We start from the raw sequence: 16,678 nt of genomic DNA on the forward strand, positions 1-16,678 counted from the left end.
TTGAGCAGGCCCCGCGTATTTTTTCCGGCAATCTTTGCGGCGGTTCAGGTAAATGCTCTGTTTGAATGCATATCGCGGTGGCCCGGGCCTTGCTACCATTGAGTTCCGTGTTGCACTGTCGCGCAGGACCATCAGGAACAGTCAGATTATATGGCAGTTGCGTTCGACGAAATGAACGGCCCCGGCGGCGACCTTCGCCCGGCCTATCAAGAACTTTCCCGCTGGTTGAGCGAGACCCCCCCTGACGCTCTGGAATACCGGCGCCAGGAAGCCGAGCTGCTGTTTCGGCGAATCGGCATCACCTTCGCGGTCTATGGCGACGCCGAGGCCCAGGAGCGGCTGATCCCGTTCGACGTGATCCCGCGCATCATCTCCGGCAAGGAATGGACGCTGCTGGAAAACGGCCTGAAGCAGCGGGTCCGCGCCCTCAACATGTTTCTGCGCGACATCTACCACGGCCGCGACATCCTGCGCGCCAACCTGATCCCCGACGACCTGATCTTCCAGAACCCGGTGTTCCGTCCGGAAATGAACGGCCAGGACGTGCCGCACGACGTCTATGTGCACATCGCCGGGATCGACATCGTGCGGGTGGATTCCGAGAACTTCTTCGTGCTCGAGGACAACGCCCGCACCCCGTCGGGGGTGTCCTACATGCTGGAAAACCGCGAAATCATGATGCGGCTGTTTCCGGACCTGTTCGCCCGGCACCGCGTGGCACCGGTGGAGAAATATCCCGACGAGCTGTTGTCGGCGCTGCGCTCGGTGGCGCCGCTGCATTCGTCGTCGGAGCCGACCGTCGCGCTGATGACGCCTGGCGTCTACAATTCGGCCTATTACGAGCACTCGTTCTTGGCCGACAAGCTCGGCGTCGAGCTGGTCGAGGGCCGCGACCTCGTCGTCAAGAACGACGAGGTGTTCATGCGCACCACCGAGGGGCTGAAGCGGGTTGACGTGATCTACCGCCGGGTCGACGACGACTTCCTCGATCCGTTGACGTTCCGGCCGGATTCCGCGCTCGGCGTCCCCGGGCTGATGTCGGCCTATATGGCCGGCAACGTCACGCTGGCCAACGCGGTCGGCACCGGCATCGCCGACGACAAGGCGGTCTATAGCTACATGCCGGCGATCGTGAAGTTCTACCTCGGCGAGGAGCCGATCCTGAAGAACGTGCCGACCTGGCGCTGCCGCGAGCCGGCCGACCTCGCTTATGTGCTCGACCATCTCGGCGAGCTGGTGGTCAAGGAAGTGCACGGCTCCGGCGGCTACGGCATGCTGATCGGCCCGGCCGCCACCAAGGCCACCATCGAGGCGTTCCGCGATAAATTGAAGCGCGAGCCGGAAGGCTTCATCGCCCAGCCGACGCTGGCGCTGTCGACCTGCCCGACCTGCACCGCCAAGGGACTGGCGCCGCGCCATGTCGACCTGCGCCCCTTCGTGCTGACCGGCAGCAACCACGTCACCGTGGTGCCGGGCGGCCTGACCCGGGTGGCGCTCAAGGAAGGCTCGCTGGTGGTCAATTCCAGCCAGGGCGGCGGCACCAAGGACACCTGGATTTTGGATGAGTGATTTGAAGCGAATGGCGAGTAGCGAATAGCGAATGGCGAATAGCAACGAGACGACTGCGGATGCCTTCCCTATTCGCTACTCGCCATTCGCAATTCACCCTTTCCTCCCCCCGCTCGTAGCAACGAAGAAAAAGCCCCATGCTGTCGCGCACCGCTGAAAATCTGTACTGGCTCGCCCGCTACGTCGAACGCGCGGAATATCTCGCGCGCACGATCGAAGCGACGTTGCGCGTCACCGCGCTGCCCCACGCCTATATCGGCCAGACCAACGAATGGGACTCGGCACTGCTGACCGCGGGCGTCTCGGCGTCGTTCTACAGCCATTACGACGAGGCCAACGAAAAGAACGTGGTCGAGTATCTGTCGTTCTCGACCGCGAATCCCTCCTCGATCCGCAATTGCATCGAGAACGCCCGGCTGAATTCGCGCTCGGTGCGCACCGCGCTGACCAGCGAGATGTGGGACACCATCAACTCGGCCTGGATCGATCTGCAGGAGGTCTGGGGCAAAGGCACCAAGAGCCGCGAGGAACTCGCCAAATTCCTGCGCTTCGTGCTGGAAATCTCGCTGCGCTTCGACGGCTCGGCCTACCGCACCATGCTGCGCAACGACGCCTATTGGTTCTCGCGGCTGGGCTTGCATCTGGAGCGCGCCGACAACACCGCGCGGATTCTCGACGTGAAATATCACGTGCTGCTGCCGGAAGAGGAACACGTCGGCGGCCCGCTCGACTACTATCAGTGGACCTCGATCCTGCGCTCGGTGTCGGCGCTGACCGCCTATCACTGGGTGTATCGAGAAACTTTGAAACCCTGGCTGATCGCCGACCTTTTGATCTTGAACGACACGCTGCCGCGTTCGCTGGCGTCGTGCTACGGCAACCTGGTGCGCAATCTCGACCAGATCGGCGTCGCCTATGGCCGCCAGGGCGCCGCGCAACGCCACGCCCGCGGCGTGCGGAACCGGCTGGAACACAGCCACATGGACGACATCTTCCAGCACGGCGTGCACGAGTTCATTCAGGAATTTATTGCGGATAACGCCCGGCTCGGCGAAATCATCTCCAAGCAGTATCTGATTTAGGCTACAGACGTTGTCTGCCTGAAAGAACCGGACGGCTTAAAGCCATGCGCCTGCGAATTGCCCATTCGACGATCTATCGTTATGAGCCGCCGGCCGCGGGCGTGATCCAGATTCTGCGGATGACGCCGGGCAGCCACGACGGCCAATACGTCGCCAACTGGCAGATCGACGTCTCCACCGATTCCCGGCTCGACATGCACCACGACGCTTTCGGCAACGTCACCCACGTTCTGACCTACGGGCCGATCGCCGATCTGACCATCCATGTCGAGGGGCTGATCGAGACCCAGGACACCGGCGGCATCCTCAAGGGCACCGACGAGCGGTTTCCGCCGAGCCTGTTCCTGCGCTCATCGCCGTTGACCGCGGTCGATCAGGCGATGGCGGGCTTCGTCCGCGAGCTGCGCGCCGAGACCGGCGACGACGTGCTCGGCTTCCTGCATGCGCTGATGATGAAGATCAACGAGCACATGACCTTCGACGCCGATCCGACCAACACCGGCACCTCGGCGGCCGACGCCTTCGCGCTGAAGCGCGGGGTGTGCCAGGACTACGCGCATATCTTCATCGCCTGCGCGCGCCACGGCGGCGTGCCGGCGCGGTTCGTCGCCGGACATTTCCTGCGCGACGACGGCATGGTCAACCAGCCGGCCGGCCACGCCTGGGCGGAAGCCCACGTGCCGGACCTCGGCTGGATCGGGTTCGACCCGGCGAACGCGATCTGCACTACCGATGCCCACGCCCGCGTCGCCATCGGGCTGGATTATCTTGGTGCTGCGCCGGTGCGCGGCACCCGTTACGGCGGCGGCACCGAGACGCTGACCGTCGAGGTCACGGTCGATCAGGCCGGCGGCCGGCAGGGCCAGTGGCAGAGCCAGTCGTAACAGGCGATCGCGCAAGCCTGTCGTTTGCAACGAATTTTCGGTTGTGATGCAGCGTCCAACCCAAATGCAGCCGTCATTCCGGATTGCGAGTTCGAAGAACGAGCAAGTCCGGAAACCATATGTGGACGGCCCCCGAGCCACAAGAGTTTTTGATGTCGGATCGGATCGCTTGCATCCATATGTCCGGCCTGTTGATGCGGTCGCTTTGGACCGCTGGCCAAGATGGTTTCCGCGACGCGAGCTCCACACATAGTCACGACCTTTACGTGCCAATGGATTCCACGGACTGTCTCGCCTCTCGGATCGATCGATCGCGCCATCTGTCTCCTCTTGCAGCTCCGGCCCGGCCGGCGGGCGAATGCCTGCCGGCCGATCTCTCAGGCGGCGTGCGGCGATGCGTTCAGCATCCGCGCGCCGTCGTAATTTTCTCCGGTCAGCATCAGCTTCCAGGCGATCCGGGCGATCTTGTTGGCGAGCGCTACCGCCGCGAGCTTGGGCGGCTTGCGCGCCAGCAGCGCCAGCAACCACGGCGACGCCCGGCCGCGGCCACGGCGCACCTGCTGGATCACCGCGGTCGCTCCCGCCACCAACAGGCTGCGTAGCAGTTCATCGCCGGCGCGGGTGATGGTGCCGAGCCGAAGCTTGCCGGCGGTGGAATGATCCTTCGGCGTCAAGCCGAGCCAGGCCGCAAAGGCCCTGGCCGAGGCGAAGGTCTGCGGCACCGGCGTTTTCATCACCAGCGCACTGGCGCCGATCGGTCCTACTCCGGGAATCTGCGCCAGCCGCCGGCTGCAGGCGTCGGCGCGATGCCAGGCCAACAGCTTGGCGTCGATCACCTTCAGCTCATTCTGCAGTCGCGCGTAGTCCTGGCCCTGCAGCGCGAACAGCTCGCGCGCCAGCGTCGGCACGGTGTCGTCCTGCGCGATCCGCAACAGCAGCGGCTCGATCTTGTCGAGACCTCTCGGCGAGATCAGGCCGAATTCCGCGGCATAACCGCGAATCGCATTGCTCAGCTGGGTACGCCTTGCGATCAGCTGCTGCCGCAGTCCCATCAGCATCAGCGCCGCCTGCTGCTCCGCGGTCTTCACCGGCACGAACTCCATCGTCGGCCGGCTCATCGCCTCGCACAACGCCTCGGCGTCGCGCCCGTCGTTCTTGTTGCGCTTGACGTAAGGCTTGACGTGCTGCGGCGCCAACAGCTTCACCACGTGGCCGAGTTTGCCCAGCTCCCGCGCCAGGTAGTGCGCCGCACCGCAGGCCTCGATCCCGATCGGCGTCGGCGGCAGCTTGGCGAAGAACGCCAGCATCTCCTTGCGCCGCAGCTTCTTGCGCAGCACCGGCTTCTCGGCGGCATCGACCCCGTGCAGCTGGAAAAAATGCTTCGACGTATCCATCCCAATGCGGATAATCTGCTCCATGGACGGCTCCCATGTTTGAGTTTGCGACAACCTCATTCTGGCACAAAGCGATGCCGTAGGGGGCCGTCCACACCATCATAACCCCTGCGGTGATTATGGATTCCGGGCTCACTCGCAGCTTGCGCTGCTCGCGCCCCGGAATGACAAGTTGGAAGGCCACAACGCCAAGCAGGGCGGCCGACGCTGATCAGCCCCAGCTGCCTGGTACGCCGCTTACGCCGCCCGCACCGAGTCCAAAAACTTGCTGACTTCCAACTTCAGCCGGTTGCTGTCGCGCGACAGCGACTGCGCCGCGGACAGCACCTGCGAAGACGCCGATCCGGTCTCCGAGGCGCCGCGCTCGACGTCGGTGATGTTCGACGACACCTGCATGGTGCCTTGCGCCGCTTGCTGCACGTTGCGGGAGATTTCCTGCGTGGCGGCGCCCTGCTGCTCCACCGCCGCGGCGATGGTCGAGGCGATTTCCGACATTCGGCCGATCGTGGTGCCGATCTGCTTGATCGCCGCCACCGAGCCCTGCGTCGCGGTCTGAATGCCGCTGATCTGCTGGCTGATCTCGCCGGTCGCCTTGGCGGTCTGCTCGGCGAGCGCCTTCACCTCCGAGGCGACCACCGCAAAACCACGCCCGGCCTCGCCGGCCCGCGCCGCTTCGATGGTGGCGTTCAGCGCCAACAGATTGGTCTGCCCGGCGATGGTGTTGATCAGTTCGACCACGTCGCCGATCCGGCTGGCCGCCTGCGACAGTTCGCCGACCCGGTCGTTGGTGTTCTTGGCCTGGTCGACCGCCTCGCCGGCGATCCGCGCGGATTCCTGCACCTGGCGGCTGATCTCGTTGACCGAGGACGCCATCTGCTCGGTGGCGGACGCCACCGATTGCACGTTGGTCGAGGCTTCTTCGGAGGCGGCGGCGACGGTGGTGGCCAGTTCCTGTGAGCGCTCCGCGGTGGCAGTCAGGGTGTTGGCGGAGGCTTCCAGCTGGGTCGACGAGGACGACACGGTTTCGACGATCTCGCCGACCGAGGCTTCGAAGGCATTGGCCAGTCTGTGCATGGTTTCGCGTCGCTGCGTATCGGCGGCGGCCTGATCCTCGATCCGCTGCGCGATTCTGCGCTTGAGGTCGTCCTGCATGCCGCGCAGGGCAGCCGCGAGGACGCCGACCTCGTCGGCCTGCTCGATATCCAGCTTCTGCTCGAAGTCGCCCTTCGAGATGCCATGGGCGAATTCGGCGCAGCGCTTGGTGGGACGCGCGATGCTGGAGGAGGCCAACGAGATCAGGAAGATCGCGATCGCGATGATGACCAAACCAACGCCGAGCTGCCAGTAGGTGGTGGCCGCCGCACGTGACGCCAGCGAGTCGTCGAGCTGGCGCACGCCGGCCAGCACCACGGCGCGCGGGATCGAGATCACCACGGCCCAGGCGGAGCCAGTGTTGCCGACCTTGATCGGCGAATAGATATCGATATTGGCTGATTGCGGATCGTCCTGCACCAGCGCCTTGCCGGCGCGGATGCTGGCGATGCCGTCATTCCAACGCGCATCCGATGTGCTTGCGCTCTTGCCGATGAATTCCGCGCCGGCGCTGTTGGCGACGGTGAGGCCGGTATCGTTGATGATGGTGACCTTGCCCTTGCCTTCGAAGATCGATCCATTGATCTGCAGGGCCAGTTTTTGCACGAAATCCAGATTGTAGTCAGCTCCGGCGACGCCGTGGAATTTGCCGTCGATCATCACCGGGACCGACATGGTGGCGAGGAACACCTGCTGGCCCTGAACGATATAGGGCAGCGGCCCGAGAATATTCTCTTTGCCAGTGGTAAGCGGGTTGATGTACCAGGCGCCCTTCACCAGGCCATTGGGGTGCCGTTCGGCGCTGTCGTATTCGACCAGCGGCTGCACCGCGATCGAGCCTTTGGAGTCGCGGGTCCAGTACGGCAGAAAGCGGCCGGTGCCGTCGGAGCCGAGCTCCTTGCGGCCCTTGAATGCGGCGTCGTTGCCGTCGAGGCCGTCCGGCTCCCAGGCCGAGTAGGTGCCGTTGAAGGAGGGATTGAGATCGACGACGTTGCGCAGCACGGCGTTCAATTGGGCGCGGCGCGCCTCGGTGGGCGTCGCGGCGGCCTTGCCGGCGAGCACGGCGAATGACTGCGCCATGGTGCGCGCCGCGTCCAGTCCGAGTTCCAGCTCCGCCTTGATCGCGTTGGCCTCGCTGGCGGCCCTGCTGAGCAGGTTCTCCTTGGTCTGCCGATCGACCAGCTGCGACACCTCGGTTTCGACGTATTGCATGGTGCTGCGGGCGGAGAATACGCTGTAGCCGATCAGGGCGACGCTCGTTCCCACCAGGCAGGCGCCCGAGATCAATGCGATCTTCAGCTGGACTGATCGCATAGTCTTGAAAGAGAAGGACGCCATCATAAGTCTCCAGGGTGCCCAGAGAGGGCTATCTGGTTCCAATACTCCAGCGGAGAGCAGCATCCATTAAGATTGCCCTATGTAGAAATACTAGGCAGCGCTTGCCGCCGCCACGTGGAGCTGTCATCACCGGTTGCTGCCCTGGGTGTTAGGCCGCGCGGACCGAATCCAGAAATTTTCCGACTTCGGTGCCCGGAATCATCGCGTCGTCGTTCTTGCGGCTGCTGGCGATCTCCGCGACGAACTTGACGGCATTGCCCTCGGTCACTTCGGCGGCCATCTGAAACGCCGAGGACACGTAGCGCTCGACGTAGCGCGAGGCGCGGTTGACCAACGCCGTGGAGCCGTCGACCCGCTTCACCAGGTCGTCGCGATCCTCGTCGATCGCCGTCATGCTGTGCGCGGCAAACCAAACGCTGCCGATATTGACCACCGCCAGCAACACCACGATCAGACAGACTTGAACACGATCTTGAAGTTGTTCAACCACGACATCGCCAGCCCGCCAACAGAATTGGACTCGCCGGTTGGCCGAGCATGGTTCATCATCAGGCTTAACGGCCGGCAACTGTGCGATCGTTAACTTTGCCGCCCGTACAAATACGCGGCAGATCGACCGCCCGTGCCGGCGTTTGGAGACACTTCCGGCGCGACGCGGCCGGCGAACTTCGGTGCCGAACTGGCGGTGGGGGCTGGACGGGCGAGCTAATTTGGCTAGTGTCCTGGCCTTGCGCCTGCTCGACGCCGCGGCCGATTGATTGCGCCCGCTTCGAGTTCAGGCGAGGCCATGGCCGTTCGGCCGCGTGGCAGCGACGTTTCACGGCAACGACAAGATGAGGACGAGCACGAGATGACCTATTGCTGCGGAGTTCTGGTGCGCGATGGCCTGGTGATGATCGCCGACACCAGGACCAATGCCGGGCTCGACAACATCTCGACGTTCCGCAAGCTGCACGTCTTCAGCAAGCCGGGCGATCGCATCATGGCGGTGGCCAGCGCCGGCAATCTGTCGATCAGCCAGTCGGTGCTCAGCACCTTGATCGAGGGACTCGAAGACCCGACCACCGGCGAACACGAGACCCTGATGAACGCGCCGACCATGTTCCAGGCGGCGCAGCGGATCGGCCGCGCGATCCGCCACGTCAACGCCTCCGAGGGCGTGGCGCTGAACTCCGAAGACATCAATTTCGACGTCTCGTTCCTGTTCGGCGGTCAGATCAAGGGCTCGCGGATGCGGCTGTTCATGATCTATCCCGCCGGCAATTTCATCGAATGCACCATCGACACCCCCTATCTGCAGATCGGCGAGCACAAATACGGCAAGCCGGTGCTCGACCGCGCGATGCATTACGACGTCGAATTGTACGAAGCGCTGAAGACCAGCCTGATCTCGATGGATTCCACGATGCGCTCCAATCTCGGCGTTGGGCTGCCGATCGACGTGCTGGTGGTGCGCACCGACCAATACGACGCCGATCTCAACCACCGCATCGAAGCCGGCGAGCCGTATTTCCACGACCTGCGCTCGCGCTGGTCGGCGGCGTTGCGCGCCGCGCACAAGAACATCCCGCGACCGCCCTACAAGGACGAGAGCTGATTAATTCGCGGGCGAAACATGCGAGGGAATCACGCCGGACTCATCGAGACTGTCATTCCGGGGCGCGAGCAGCGACAGCTGCGAGCGAGCCCGGAATCCATAACCCCTGCAGGGAGTATGGATTCCGAGCCTGCCTCCGGACCGGCTATCGCCGGCCGGACGCATCCCGGAATGACAAGTTGTGAGATCATCCGGATTGCGCTTCGCGCGCATGCCGCAGTCAGCAGCGCGGCACGGCGATGAGCTGGCGCGCCATGACGCCGCGCGATCTGCCGGCGGTGAATGCAATCGCCGCGCGCGTCCATCCCGATTATCCCGAAGACGCCGCGGTGTTCGAAGAGCGGCTGGCGCTGTATCCCGCCGGCTGTTTCATTCTGCAAAGCGCCGCCGCGCCGATCGGCTATCTGATCAGCCATCCCTGGCATTTCGCCGAACCGCCGGCGCTGAACGTCGCGTTGTGCGAAATCCCCTCGCCGGCTTCGACCTACTACATCCATGACATCGCGTTGTTGCCGCAGGCGCGCGGCAGCGGCGCCGCAGCAACCGCAGTGGCCGCGCTGCTTCAACTGGCGCGCACCCAGACCATGCGCAACATCTCGCTTGTCGCGGTCAACAATTCGGTCCAGTTTTGGCGGCGGCAGGGATTTCACATCCACAGCGACGGCGCGCTGGCGCAGAAGCTCGCGAGCTACGGCGCCGACGCCTGCTATATGGTGCGGGATCTGGGCGACGTTTGAAGCAACGACTTTGGGGATGGAAATGACACACGGCAGCGCACATGGCAGCAATCGGATCGCGTTGGTCACCGGCGCGGGCTCCGGCGTCGGCCGCGCCACCGCGCTGGCGCTGCTGAGGGCCGGGTTCTGCGTGGTGCTGGCCGGGCGCCGCGCCGACAAGCTCAACGAGACCGCGACCGCCGGCGAAGCGTTCGGCAAGAGCCTGGTGGTGCCCGCCGACATGACCGATCCGGACTCGATCGCTTCGTTGTTCGGCACCACCATGGAAGCGTTCGGCCGGCTCGATCTGTTGTTCAACAATGCCGGCATCGGCACCCCGCCGCTGCCGCTCGAGGACGTCGCGCTGGCGCAATGGCAGGCGGTGGTCGATACCAATCTCACCGCGCCGTTCCTGTGCACCCAGCACGCCTTCCGCATCATGAAGGAGCAGAGCCCGCGCGGCGGCCGCATCATCAACAACGGCTCGATCTCGGCGCATGCGCCGCGGCCGTTTTCCGCCGCCTACACCGCGACCAAGCACGCCATCAGCGGGCTGACCAAGGCGACCGCGCTCGACGGTCGCGGCTACGACATCGCCTGCGGCCAGATCGACATCGGCAATGCCGCGACCGAAATGACCGAGCGGATGACAGGAGGAATCTTGCAACCGAACGGCAGCCTGATGGCGGAGCCGCGGATGGACGTCGACAACATCGCCGAGGCGGTGGTCTACATGGCGACGCGTTCGCTCGACGCCAACGTGCTGTTCATGACGGTGATGGCGACCAAGATGCCGTTCGTCGGACGGGGCTGAACGCTTCGCCTCCCCGGCGAGCGCGCGAAAAAATCACTCCAGTCGCTCGACCTTACGCAGCGCCGGAAACAGCCGCATCCACAATAGCGCGATCAGCACGGTGCCGAGGCCGCCGAGCAATGCCGCCGGCATCGCGCCGCTGAACAGCCCCGACGCAATCCAAAACAGCGCCATCACCGCATAGGGCGCGGCCGGCGCCGCCGCATCGGCGAAGCCGCCGAGCGCAGGCCCGGTGATGGTGGCGATCTGGAACACGCCGGTCGCCACCGCAGTCGCCCGCTGCAACATCCCGGTCGGCACCACGGCCGGCAGCAGCGCCGCCGCGGCCGGGCTTTCGAACGCGGTGGCGGCGCCGAACACCGCCACCGCGGCAAAGATCTCCGGCACCGTGATCCAGCCGGCAAAGCTGCCCCAGGCCAGATACGCCGCGGCAAGCCCCTGCGCGATCTGGCACAGCTGCACCACCCGCCTTCGATCGTAACGGTCGGCGGCGTGGCCCGCCGCGAACACCAGGATTGCGGTCGGCGCAAACTGCACCAGCCCGACCATGCCGAGATCGAAGGCGCTGCCGGTCATCTCATAGATTTGCCAGCCGACCGCCACCGCGGCGATCTGGCTGGAGAATCGGGAAAAGCTGCGCGACCACAGATAGAACAGGAACGGCCGGTGGCCGAACAGCGCGACGGGAGGGGCAATCGGATCTGACATCGTTTCGCAAGCAGTGTTGACCGAGGCTTCGCCCATCGTCAACCGCGGGCGGTTGACGATGATCGGGCAGCTCGGGAGAAAGTGGATACGCGTGAGACCTCGTGTCCCGGGCGCGGTGCAGCGCGTCGCGCTGCTCCGCAGAACCGGGACCGTTCCAGACACCGCGTTCCGTAACGGCCCCGGTTCTGCAGCGCACCACGCCGCAAGCGCGGCGCGCTGCGCTGCGTCCGGGGCACGCCGGGCATCACTCATCGCCCAAACTCGCTTGGATCCGCGCGTCGTCAGATGCGGCGTGGTCGCGCATCGTCCAAAGCCGACTTGCCTGTCCGCCCCCGGTGCCTTACTCGTGCCCCGGCTTCGGGGTGATCATGCTTCAATTGCAATCGGCGTTTGGTGTCTTTGCACTGCTCATGCTGGCGTGGACGTTCGGCGAAAACCGCGGCGCGGTGTCGCTGAAACCGGTCGTGATCGGCCTGGCCGCGAGCCTGCTCACCGCGGTGACGCTGTTGAAGCTGCCGATCGTCGCGCACGGCTTCGGCGTCATCAACGACGCCGTCGGGGTAATTTCCGCCGCCAGCCGCGCCGGCACCAGTTTCGTGTTCGGCTATCTCGGCGGCGGTCCGCTGCCGTTCGATCCGAAGGCGCCCGGCGCCGGCTTCATCCTGGCGTTCCAGGCGCTGCCGATCGTGCTGGTGATGAGCGTGCTGACCACGCTGTTGTTCTATTGGAAAATCCTGCCGCCGGTGGTGCGCGGCCTGGCGTGGGCGTTGCAGCGCACGCTCGGCGTCGGCGGCGCGGTCGGGCTGTCGACCGCCGCCAACGTGTTTCTCGGCATGGTGGAAGCGCCGCTGTTCATCCGGCCGTATCTGGCGCAATTGACCCGCGCCGAACTGTTCCTGGTGATGACCGGCGGCATGGCCGGCATCGCCGGCACCGTGCTGGTGCTGTACGCCACGCTGCTGGCGCCGCTGATCCCCGACGCCGCGGCGCATTTCGTCATCGCCTCGGTGGTCGGCGCGCCGGCGTCGATCCTGATCAGCCTGATCATGGTGCCGGAGACCGCCGCGCAGCGCACCGGCGGCCTCGCCGTCGATCCTTCAGGGCTGGCGTCGAGCACCATGGACGCGGTGGTCAAGGGCACCAGCGCCGGGCTCGAACTGTTGCTCAACATCGTCGCGATGCTGATCGTGCTGGTGGCGCTGGTCTATCTGGTCAATGCCGGGCTCGGGCTGTTGCCGGCGTTCGGCGGCGAAGCGGTGTCGCTGCAGCGGCTGCTCGGCTACGCGATGGCGCCGGTGTGCTGGCTGCTCGGCCTGCCCTGGGACCAGGCGGTCACTGCGGGATCGCTGATGGGCATCAAGACCGTGCTCAACGAACTGATTGCCTATGTCGAGTTCGCCAAGCTGCCGCCCGAGGCGCTGGATGCCCGCTCGCGGCTGATCATGCTCTATGCGATGTGCGGCTTCGCCAATTTCGGCAGCCTCGGCATCATGATCGGCGGGCTCGGCACCATGGCGCCGCAGCGCCGCGAAGAGATCGCCGCGCTGGGGCTGCGATCGATCGTGTCGGGCACGCTGACCACCTGTTTGATCGGGGCGATTGTGGGGGTGATGACTTAGACGCGAGCGCGCTGGATCAAAAGCACCCCGACTTCTGGTTGATCGTCAATCCAATTGCGCCATCCGACTGCCGCGCAAGTAGTTCCAACGGCGCCACCAGATGCTCCCATACCCAGACCGGGACGTCCGCCTCCAGCGTGATCTCGTAGTTATTGCCGTCGCGGATCATTTCCCCCACCGGCCGCAGACCAGTTTTGGGATGCGGAAGCAGCGCGTTCGACTGCAATCCGACGATCGCGCTGTTGTCGAACAGCACGGTCCGACCGGCGACCAGCGCCGCGTGCGATAACAGCCCGAGCGTGCGATGATATCGTGCCGCAACCCGCTCCCGCGGAACATCGTGCCCGCCGCTGCTGACGCGATTCTCCACGCGGGTGATGTTGATGTCCGGATCGGAGGTACAGACGAAGTACAATGTCACCTCGTAGCCGGCATCATCAGCGCGGATCATGAGATCCACCTTGCTCGGATGCGACATCACGGTTTCGAAACTGAAGCTCAAGCCATTGCTCAGGCACCGCTCACGCTGGAAATCCGCGATCGCCTGCGCCTGCCGCGAACGCTGCGGTTCTGGCATATCGAGCATCGATGCGATCTGGTCCGCGTTGATGTACTCGCCAAACTCGATTCCGGCTTCCATCAGATAGTCGGTCAGCGTGCTCTTGCCGGAACCATTTGGCCCAGCAACCACCAGCAAGAATGGCGGTTCGGCCAATCAGTCGCGCCCGCGCAGGACAAGTTTGGCAGGATCTGCGGAATTCGGGCTGCGACTTGGATCGGCGCCGGGATCGAGCAGCACCACGGCCCCGGATGGAAGTCGCTGCGCAAGTTTCGAAACCGCCTGGCCATTCTCCAGAAAATCGACCGTCCCGGTAACCACCAAGCCGGCGTCCTGCGCCTTCATGGCGGCCCTGAGCGCGGCATCTTCTCCCAACGCGGCCAATTCTTCCATCGACAGATCAACCGCCCGTTTGCGCATTCTGCAACCCTCGACTGCGCCCGCGGCGCCTCTGCAATGTAGGCGATTTCATCGGCTAAAACCAGTTCGCGAACGAATTCAATGCAGCCGGAATACGCCGTCGATGGCGTGCAGCTCGGCCGGCTTGATCAATTTGGAATGCGCCACGGTGACCGCGAACAGCGGGCCCTCCAGGGTCTTTTCCCAGAAGCTCAGAAAATCCTTCAGCGCCGGGAAATGCGGGAACAGGTCGTAGTCCTGCCAGACGTAGCTTTGCAGCAGCCAGTGCCGATCCGGCCGACGGTACAGAATTTCCGCCGTGGTCAGCCCGTAACCCAACACCTGCTTGCGAAAGTCCTTCGACACCTCGACCTGAGAGCCCATGCCAACCTCCATGCTTGCATGAAATTTTGACGTCAGACGCCAATCAATCTCAAGCTTAAAAGTTTAACGATGTGTTGAAAAATTTAGCGTTAGCAGCGACTTAGCATCAGTGCTAGTACCAGTCGGCGGGGCCCCCAATGCACCCTGCCGTGATCGGCGAAGCTGGCAGTCGTCACATTTGAGTGCCAAATTCTTTGCTAGAAGCTCTTGCCGACAAAGCCGCACTGGCTTATTTGCAGAGGGTCGGCTGGCACTCTGTGTAGCCGACTGCCAATTTCCAAAATTTGAACATCGTCAGAAACTTAGGAGGACTTGCATGAAATTCCGTCCGCTTCACGACCGCGTTGTAGTCAAGCGCATCGACGCCGAAGAGAAGACCGCTGGCGGTATTATCATCCCCGACAGTGCCAAGGAAAAGCCCTCGCAGGGCGAGATCCTGTCGGTTGGCCCGGGTGGCCGCGACGAGTCCGGCAAGCTGATCCCGATCGATCTCGCCGTTGGCGATCGCGTGCTGTTCGGCAAGTGGTCCGGCACCGAGGTCAAGCTCGATGGTCAGGAAGTGCTGATCATGAAGGAAAGCGACATCATGGGCGTGCTCACCGACCTGCCGACGACGAAGAAGAAGGCCGCTTAATTGCCGCTCCCCGTCTCGTCCTGCTGAGGCCCGCTTGTTCGGGCTCGCGGGATGAGGACCAAAAGATCAAACCCAAGGGAAACCATCTATGTCAGCTAAAGAAGTCAAATTCGGCGTCGACGCTCGCGATCGCATGCTGCGCGGTGTCGACATTCTCGCCAACGCGGTCAAGGTGACGCTCGGCCCGAAGGGCCGCAACGTCGTGCTCGACAAGTCGTTCGGCGCGCCCCGCATTACCAAGGACGGCGTCACCGTCGCCAAGGAAATCGAGCTCGAGGACAAGTTCGAGAACATGGGCGCCCAGATGGTGCGCGAAGTGGCCTCGAAGTCCGCGGATCTCGCCGGCGACGGCACCACCACCGCGACCGTGCTGGCCGCGGCGATCGTCCGTGAAGGCGCCAAGTCGGTTGCCGCCGGCATGAACCCGATGGATCTGAAGCGCGGCATCGACCTCGCGGTGGAAGCCGTCGTCGCCGATCTCGTCAAGAACTCCAAGAAGGTCACCTCGAACGAGGAGATCGCCCAGGTCGGCACCATCTCCGCCAATGGCGACGCCGAAATCGGCAAGTTCCTGTCGGACGCGATGAAGAAGGTCGGCAACGAGGGCGTCATCACCGTCGAGGAAGCCAAGTCGCTGGAAACCGAACTCGACGTCGTCGAGGGCATGCAGTTCGACCGCGGCTACATCTCGCCCTACTTCGTCACCAACGCCGACAAGATGCGCGTTGAATTCGACGACGCCTACATCCTGATCAACGAGAAGAAGCTCTCCAACCTCAACGAGCTGCTGCCGCTGCTCGAGGCCGTGGTGCAGACCGGCAAGCCGCTGGTGATCGTCGCTGAAGACGTCGAGGGCGAAGCCCTCGCCACCCTCGTCGTCAACCGCCTGCGCGGTGGTCTGAAGGTTGCCGCCGTCAAGGCGCCGGGCTTCGGCGATCGCCGCAAGGCGATGCTGCAGGACATCGCGATCCTGACCGGCGGCCAGGCGATCTCGGAAGATCTCGGCATCAAGATGGAGAACGTCACCCTGGCCATGCTCGGCAAGGCCAAGAAGGTGATGATCGACAAGGAAAACACCACCATCGTCAACGGCGCCGGCAAAAAGGCCGACATCGAAGCCCGCGTCGCCCAGATCAAGGCGCAGATCGAAGAGACCACGTCGGACTACGACCGTGAGAAGCTGCAGGAGCGTCTCGCCAAGCTCGCCGGTGGCGTTGCGGTGATCCGCGTCGGTGGTGCCACCGAGATCGAAGTCAAGGAGCGCAAGGACCGCGTCGACGACGCGATGCATGCGACCCGTGCGGCGGTCGAGGAAGGCATTCTACCGGGCGGCGGCGTCGCTTTGCTGCGTGCTTCCGAGCAGCTGAAGCGCATCAAGACCCAGAACGACGACCAGAAGACCGGCGTCGAAATCGTCCGCAAGGCTTTGTCCTGGCCGGCTCGCCAGATCGCCATCAACGCCGGCGAAGACGGCTCGGTGATCGTCGGCAAGATCCTCGAGAAGGATCAGTATTCGTACGGCTTCGACTCGCAGTCCGGCGAATATGGCGACATGGTCAAGAAGGGCATCATCGACCCCACCAAGGTGGTGCGTGCGGCGATCCAGAACGCGGCCTCGGTCGCGGCGCTCTTGATCACCACCGAAGCGATGATCGCTGAGCTGCCGAAGAAGGGCAACGCCGGCGGCGGTATGCCCCCCGGTGGCGGCGGCATGGGCGGCATGGATTTCTGATCCAGCCACCTCGCGTCGAAGCGAACTAAGCAATGCAAAACCCCGGCAGCGATGCCGGGGTTTTTGTTTAGGGGGATTGGCCTGTAGCCCGGATGAAGCGAAGCGGAATCCGGCAGCAGAGGCACCATGATAAGCGGAGACGGAGAATATTCCTGTT

At 64.0% G+C, this 16,678-nt stretch carries 15 protein-coding genes and 1 pseudogene; 9 read left to right on the forward strand and 7 right to left on the reverse strand.

Translation table 11 applies throughout. The features are described from left to right. The first annotated feature begins 150 nt into the window (after positions 1 to 150). From RPC_RS15840 to RPC_RS15850, 3 genes are all read left to right on the forward strand, one after another. Positions 151 to 1,569, forward strand: coding sequence for a circularly permuted type 2 ATP-grasp protein (locus RPC_RS15840; protein ID WP_011473589.1), 1,419 nt, complete (start codon positions 151 to 153; stop codon positions 1,567 to 1,569). Between the two features lie 137 nt (positions 1,570 to 1,706). Then, positions 1,707 to 2,651 (forward strand): alpha-E domain-containing protein, encoded by a 945-nt coding sequence (locus RPC_RS15845; RefSeq protein ID WP_011473590.1) that lies wholly within the window; start codon positions 1,707 to 1,709, stop codon positions 2,649 to 2,651. A gap of 44 nt (positions 2,652 to 2,695) precedes the next feature. Next, entirely contained in the window at positions 2,696 to 3,535 is an 840-nt protein-coding gene (locus RPC_RS15850) for a transglutaminase family protein (RefSeq protein WP_011473591.1), read from the forward strand. 377 nt (positions 3,536 to 3,912) lie between these two features. On the opposite strand, the gene RPC_RS15855 is transcribed toward RPC_RS15850, so the two are convergent. From RPC_RS15855 to RPC_RS15865, 3 genes are all read right to left on the reverse strand, one after another. Then, entirely contained in the window at positions 3,913 to 4,953 is a 1,041-nt protein-coding gene (locus tag RPC_RS15855; protein WP_011471442.1) for an IS110 family transposase, read from the reverse strand. Positions 4,954 to 5,166: 213 nt separating this feature from the next. Then, positions 5,167 to 7,362, reverse strand: a complete 2,196-nt coding sequence (locus tag RPC_RS15860) for a methyl-accepting chemotaxis protein (RefSeq protein WP_011473592.1) — start codon at positions 7,360 to 7,362, stop codon at positions 5,167 to 5,169. Positions 7,363 to 7,507: 145 nt separating this feature from the next. Continuing rightward, positions 7,508 to 7,849, reverse strand: a complete 342-nt coding sequence (locus RPC_RS15865; protein ID WP_011473593.1) for a hypothetical protein — start codon at positions 7,847 to 7,849, stop codon at positions 7,508 to 7,510. Between the two features lie 360 nt (positions 7,850 to 8,209). Here RPC_RS15865 and RPC_RS15870 point away from each other — a divergent pair, with 360 nt between their 5' ends. The 3 genes from RPC_RS15870 to RPC_RS15880 all read left to right on the forward strand — a co-directional run bounded on the left by RPC_RS15870 (position 8,210) and on the right by RPC_RS15880 (position 10,486). Next, on the forward strand, positions 8,210 to 8,956 hold the full coding sequence (locus tag RPC_RS15870) for a peptidase (RefSeq protein WP_041801922.1): 747 nt from the start codon (positions 8,210 to 8,212) through the stop codon (positions 8,954 to 8,956). 239 nt (positions 8,957 to 9,195) lie between these two features. Continuing rightward, positions 9,196 to 9,693, forward strand: a complete 498-nt coding sequence (locus RPC_RS15875) for a GNAT family N-acetyltransferase (RefSeq protein ID WP_011473595.1) — start codon at positions 9,196 to 9,198, stop codon at positions 9,691 to 9,693. Between the two features lie 22 nt (positions 9,694 to 9,715). Then, positions 9,716 to 10,486: an SDR family oxidoreductase gene (locus RPC_RS15880; RefSeq protein ID WP_011473596.1), complete on the forward strand. Its 771-nt coding sequence runs from the start codon at positions 9,716 to 9,718 to the stop codon at positions 10,484 to 10,486. A 135-nt stretch (positions 10,487 to 10,621) separates the two neighbouring features. Here RPC_RS15880 and RPC_RS15885 read toward each other — a convergent pair. After that, positions 10,622 to 11,194: pseudogene (locus tag RPC_RS15885) on the reverse strand (MFS transporter); the annotation flags it as partial. Positions 11,195 to 11,562: 368 nt separating this feature from the next. On the opposite strand from RPC_RS15885, the gene RPC_RS15890 reads away from it, so the two are divergent. Further along, positions 11,563 to 12,813: a NupC/NupG family nucleoside CNT transporter gene (locus RPC_RS15890; protein ID WP_011473598.1), complete on the forward strand. Its 1,251-nt coding sequence runs from the start codon at positions 11,563 to 11,565 to the stop codon at positions 12,811 to 12,813. A gap of 16 nt (positions 12,814 to 12,829) precedes the next feature. Here RPC_RS15890 and RPC_RS15895 read toward each other — a convergent pair whose 3' ends face one another. From RPC_RS15895 to RPC_RS15905, 3 genes are all read right to left on the reverse strand, one after another. Next, positions 12,830 to 13,528 (reverse strand): zeta toxin family protein, encoded by a 699-nt coding sequence (locus RPC_RS15895; RefSeq protein ID WP_041801924.1) that lies wholly within the window; start codon positions 13,526 to 13,528, stop codon positions 12,830 to 12,832. Beyond that, positions 13,529 to 13,792: a hypothetical protein gene (locus tag RPC_RS15900; protein ID WP_011473600.1), complete on the reverse strand. Its 264-nt coding sequence runs from the start codon at positions 13,790 to 13,792 to the stop codon at positions 13,529 to 13,531. It lies immediately after the preceding gene. 78 nt (positions 13,793 to 13,870) lie between these two features. Then, positions 13,871 to 14,155, reverse strand: a complete 285-nt coding sequence (locus RPC_RS15905; protein ID WP_011473601.1) for an usg protein — start codon at positions 14,153 to 14,155, stop codon at positions 13,871 to 13,873. A 316-nt stretch (positions 14,156 to 14,471) separates the two neighbouring features. Between RPC_RS15905 and RPC_RS15910 the strand changes: the two genes are divergently transcribed. Both RPC_RS15910 and groL read left to right on the forward strand, forming a co-directional pair. Beyond that, positions 14,472 to 14,789, forward strand: a complete 318-nt coding sequence (locus RPC_RS15910) for a co-chaperone GroES (RefSeq protein WP_011473602.1) — start codon at positions 14,472 to 14,474, stop codon at positions 14,787 to 14,789. Between the two features lie 88 nt (positions 14,790 to 14,877). Beyond that, complete coding sequence (gene groL, locus RPC_RS15915; RefSeq protein ID WP_011473603.1) at positions 14,878 to 16,521, forward strand: chaperonin GroEL; 1,644 nt, start codon at positions 14,878 to 14,880, stop codon at positions 16,519 to 16,521. Positions 16,522 to 16,678: the final 157 nt, after the last annotated feature.

It is taken from the genome of Rhodopseudomonas palustris BisB18, assembly GCF_000013745.1.
Lineage (GTDB): Bacteria > Pseudomonadota > Alphaproteobacteria > Rhizobiales > Xanthobacteraceae > Rhodopseudomonas_A > Rhodopseudomonas_A palustris_F.

Bases quoted from the DNA above. Each gene is read 5' to 3' on its own strand.
- RPC_RS15900 (WP_011473600.1), bottom strand. From the start codon at position 13,792: ATGCGCAAACGGGCGGTTGATCTGTCGATGGAAGAATTGGCCGCGTTG.
- RPC_RS15890 (WP_011473598.1), top strand. From the start codon at position 11,563: ATGCTTCAATTGCAATCGGCGTTTGGTGTCTTTGCACTGCTCATGCTG.
- RPC_RS15850 (WP_011473591.1), top strand. From the start codon at position 2,696: ATGCGCCTGCGAATTGCCCATTCGACGATCTATCGTTATGAGCCGCCG.
- RPC_RS15855 (WP_011471442.1), bottom strand. From the start codon at position 4,953: ATGGAGCAGATTATCCGCATTGGGATGGATACGTCGAAGCATTTTTTC.
- groL (WP_011473603.1), top strand. From the start codon at position 14,878: ATGTCAGCTAAAGAAGTCAAATTCGGCGTCGACGCTCGCGATCGCATG.
- RPC_RS15875 (WP_011473595.1), top strand. From the start codon at position 9,196: ATGAGCTGGCGCGCCATGACGCCGCGCGATCTGCCGGCGGTGAATGCA.
- RPC_RS15880 (WP_011473596.1), top strand. From the start codon at position 9,716: ATGACACACGGCAGCGCACATGGCAGCAATCGGATCGCGTTGGTCACC.
- RPC_RS15845 (WP_011473590.1), top strand. From the start codon at position 1,707: ATGCTGTCGCGCACCGCTGAAAATCTGTACTGGCTCGCCCGCTACGTC.
- RPC_RS15905 (WP_011473601.1), bottom strand. From the start codon at position 14,155: ATGGGCTCTCAGGTCGAGGTGTCGAAGGACTTTCGCAAGCAGGTGTTG.
- RPC_RS15840 (WP_011473589.1), top strand. From the start codon at position 151: ATGGCAGTTGCGTTCGACGAAATGAACGGCCCCGGCGGCGACCTTCGC.
- RPC_RS15910 (WP_011473602.1), top strand. From the start codon at position 14,472: ATGAAATTCCGTCCGCTTCACGACCGCGTTGTAGTCAAGCGCATCGAC.
- RPC_RS15860 (WP_011473592.1), bottom strand. From the start codon at position 7,362: ATGATGGCGTCCTTCTCTTTCAAGACTATGCGATCAGTCCAGCTGAAG.
- RPC_RS15870 (WP_041801922.1), top strand. From the start codon at position 8,210: ATGACCTATTGCTGCGGAGTTCTGGTGCGCGATGGCCTGGTGATGATC.